Here is a 3,200-nt window from a genome sequence, read left to right as displayed (position 1 = left end):
ATAGAATATGAAAAACTAAAATATTTTTAACTTAGTTTTGAAATTTCTATAAATATCCATTTATAAAACCCTAAATCATCTTCCTCAGGGTTTTGATAAGGCATAACAGCAAAATCATAATTAAGGACAAATATTAATTCTTCTATACTGTACTTGCTTTCCAGTTTATTTTTATAGGCTTGCTTGACCTCTTCCCATAAGCGCATTGCATTATCGGAGTACTTATCTTGCCAGTGCTCTTTCAACAATGCTGAGTTATTATGTTTTAAAGTAAACGCAGAAACATCTGCTCTCGTTAACGAATCAATATTTGGAAGCACTAATAGCGTTTTTGCCCAATACCTAGGGTAACTTTCAGGCAAGCCTTCCCATGACTTTATTTGATTTATAACCTCTATATCAAGATCGTCATATTCTTGACTATCGATATCGAGTGATTTGTACCACGCGAAATCTTCATCATATTTAAAATCAATTGAGAAGTCGCCTTCGGATGTCATTTCAAAACGCGCTTTATTCCAAGGCACATCGTTTTCATTCTTTTGCATAATCTCAAATAACTCTTTGTATGATGTGATGATATTGAGAATATCCTTGTTATCAAATCTGAAATCATAAACCGAAGAAATATTACTAACTTGATATTGATTAATAAAGCTCATTATTCCCAATGCATGATTGTCTAATAACACATAGTTTTGTGCCTTGCTCCACTCATCGGGAAGTACATTGAACATTGAACATTGATTGTCCAATATAATTATAAATCTCATCTATATCTTTAAACATGTATCTACCTAATAATTTGGAAAAACTTTTAGCTCAGGGGTACTATTTTCTACTTTTGTAAATGCACTTATAACCTTAGGGGTACTTTTGTCGCTGTCATACTCAATCAATACCTCAATTTCAACTTTATTGTCTTTATCCAATTCTTTAGCCCAGTTCTTTTCCATCTCTCGCCATTCGCCGTAACGATTTTAGTTGGCTTACTAAGTTTATTTTTTTGCTAGTTCCTAAAGGAATGTGTAAATGCACAACTTATATTTTTATTTAACAACTTATTGAAATCATATCTACTTTTTATGTAACTCATTTGACATAGCAACAATATCAGCCATTACCCGTTTTTCACCTAAGTCAGCTAAAAAGTTTAAATGCTCAATAACCTTTACCTTTTTTAGATTTTCTAGTTTGTTTGTGCCACCTAAGGCCAATGCAGGTACGAACGCATACATTTCATCAAATTCTAAGAGACCTAGTTTTTTACAGGCTCTTTCAAACAATAACTCCTCATCGACGTCTTTTTCATTTAAAGAATTCTTACTCATGGTAGCAAAAAATAAATCAACTGTTCTTTCCTCCCCTCGCTCTTTTAATTTCTCTGAGTAATCGGTTGGGAAAATCATTCCAAAATTTGAATTAATATCAATGCTCTGACCAGATGTGTTACCCCAAACAATTAAATCTCCAAACGCACTTCGCCCAATAACATAATAACTATCGATACCTTGTTCTTCTCGTTTAGCAAATTCAGTTCCTTGCAACCACGTTTGCAGAATGTCATGGTACTCACTAGGGTTAACTAGCCAAAAAATGCCATCTCCCCACCCACAGAAGCCATATTCTTTCCAGTATTCTATTAAACGTTCTGGCAGTTTATTTTTATAAAAATCAAGTGTTTCCTGATCTGGTAGCCTTGAATTAATAGCTGGACCAAACCCTTTATAATTATAAAAGTTATCGAAAAATTTATTCATTTATTTGCACCTATGTAAATTTACATTCATCATTGCATCTGGTCCCAACTCTTCTAATGCACTTTTAGCTTGAGCGTCCATAGCTTCGACTCGACTCAACGACTCTTTATCTCCAATATCGTTAACCCCTTTATTTTTCCATTGGGAACCAATTGATTGGTTAACACTTGCATCACCTAAGTCAAGAAACTTAACTAGACACCCACTCTAATTTAACTAGCAAAACTGTATTATTAGATTTACTTTTTTTTACTCAGCGTTTATCTCTTTTTCTATCGTTATTCATAAAGCACTCATTAAATAAAACATTACCGCTGTTAAACCTAAATTACACGCATAAAAATAACTGCATGATGCAGTTTCAACTTTTCTACTGAGTAATTTAAGATCTATGCTAATAGCTTTTCACAATTATTTATATTGGCTCGCCGTTTTCTGTTTAGGTTTTTTCAGTAACTTGCTTGTGATGATCGCCGCTTAACTGAACCATGAAATAAACGTGTGAAATGTGTGGTAAGTTTTAACTAATTTCCCCTCGGGATATCTTATGCCTTTCCAGTAAAGGAAGGTTTATATTATTAAGATGGGTATATTTGTTATTTTCTTCCAGCTCACTAAATGTTTTTCCATTTTAGTCAAATCAATGTGAACATCATTTTTTTTAAAATCTATCATTACTAACACCATGATTCAGTAAATTGTTCAATCATTCTATTTCAGAAATAAACTTTGATGTATTGTCTTCCCAGTCATCGTTTCTTGAAATAAAACTTGCTAATTCGTCTAAATATTTAAAATTAAAGGTATTAGCTAAAACTTTCAAATCTTTCTCTTTTACTTCTCGAAATATTAAAGAATCAAATAAATTACTTATCATTTGCTGGTATGTTTTGCCTAAAACTTCATACTCACTTGGACCATCTTCTAGATAGTATTTTATATAAACCTTATCTTCTCTTAAAAATGCGACTATAGAGTTGCTATTTGTAGACCATAATATTAATAGCTGCTCCGGCTTCGGAAACATTTCCGGTGTTGTAAGAAAAATATTAAAAAGAAACTCAGGATTTTCACATGTATGGCAAGTATCCTGAATTAATTCCCCACTCCAAATTAATTCGGGATTAATAAGTATAGACTCATCATTAATAGCCTTAAATAGCTGTTTTTTATCTTTAACCATAATTTAAACCTTTTCATATAGCTTGCTAATTGGATGAAAATAAGAAAAAGGAATAAATTCCTTTGAACTAGATGTTGTCATATTAAGAATAACGGCATGCAAAAATTAGGATGGTTGTCTAGTTTGTTTATTTGTGTGATTCATAGACATCATTTCACTTTTCGTAGTTGAAGATCACGCTGATAATTCGATAACTGAATGCGTTCATTTTCAGTTTCGTAGTTAGCGTGAACGTCTTCCCAAAGCGGTGTTTTTTC

The 3,200-nt window shown here is 32.3% G+C and carries 3 protein-coding genes and 2 pseudogenes; all 5 read right to left on the bottom strand.

Annotated features, from left to right (window positions below):
* Positions 1-26 precede the first annotated feature (26 nt).
* The 5 genes and pseudogenes from H5118_RS20315 to H5118_RS20295 all read right to left on the bottom strand — a co-directional run bounded on the left by H5118_RS20315 (position 27) and on the right by H5118_RS20295 (position 2,943).
* Entirely contained in the window at positions 27-737 is a 711-nt protein-coding gene (locus tag H5118_RS20315; protein WP_182749983.1) for a hypothetical protein, read from the bottom strand.
* 60 nt (positions 738-797) lie between these two features.
* Positions 798-968, bottom strand: a pseudogene (locus H5118_RS20310) (hypothetical protein); the annotation flags it as partial.
* Positions 969-1,076: 108 nt separating this feature from the next.
* Positions 1,077-1,760 carry a GAD-like domain-containing protein gene (locus tag H5118_RS20305; protein WP_182749980.1) on the bottom strand — a complete coding sequence of 228 codons (684 nt, stop codon included), beginning with the start codon at positions 1,758-1,760 and terminating at the stop codon, positions 1,077-1,079.
* Positions 1,761-1,934 (bottom strand): annotated as a pseudogene (locus tag H5118_RS20300) (hypothetical protein); the annotation flags it as partial.
* A gap of 532 nt (positions 1,935-2,466) precedes the next feature.
* The gene (locus H5118_RS20295) at positions 2,467-2,943 is read right to left on the bottom strand and encodes a hypothetical protein (protein WP_182749978.1); all 477 of its coding nucleotides are present in this window, start codon (positions 2,941-2,943) and stop codon (positions 2,467-2,469) included.
* Between the last annotated feature and the right edge of the window lie 257 nt (positions 2,944-3,200).

Origin of the sequence: Pseudoalteromonas sp. SR41-1 (assembly GCF_014164015.1) — a bacterium.
Lineage (GTDB): Bacteria > Pseudomonadota > Gammaproteobacteria > Enterobacterales > Alteromonadaceae > Pseudoalteromonas > Pseudoalteromonas distincta.
Note: the sequence above shows the minus strand (reverse complement) of the source record. Positions and strands in the feature narration are given on the sequence as shown.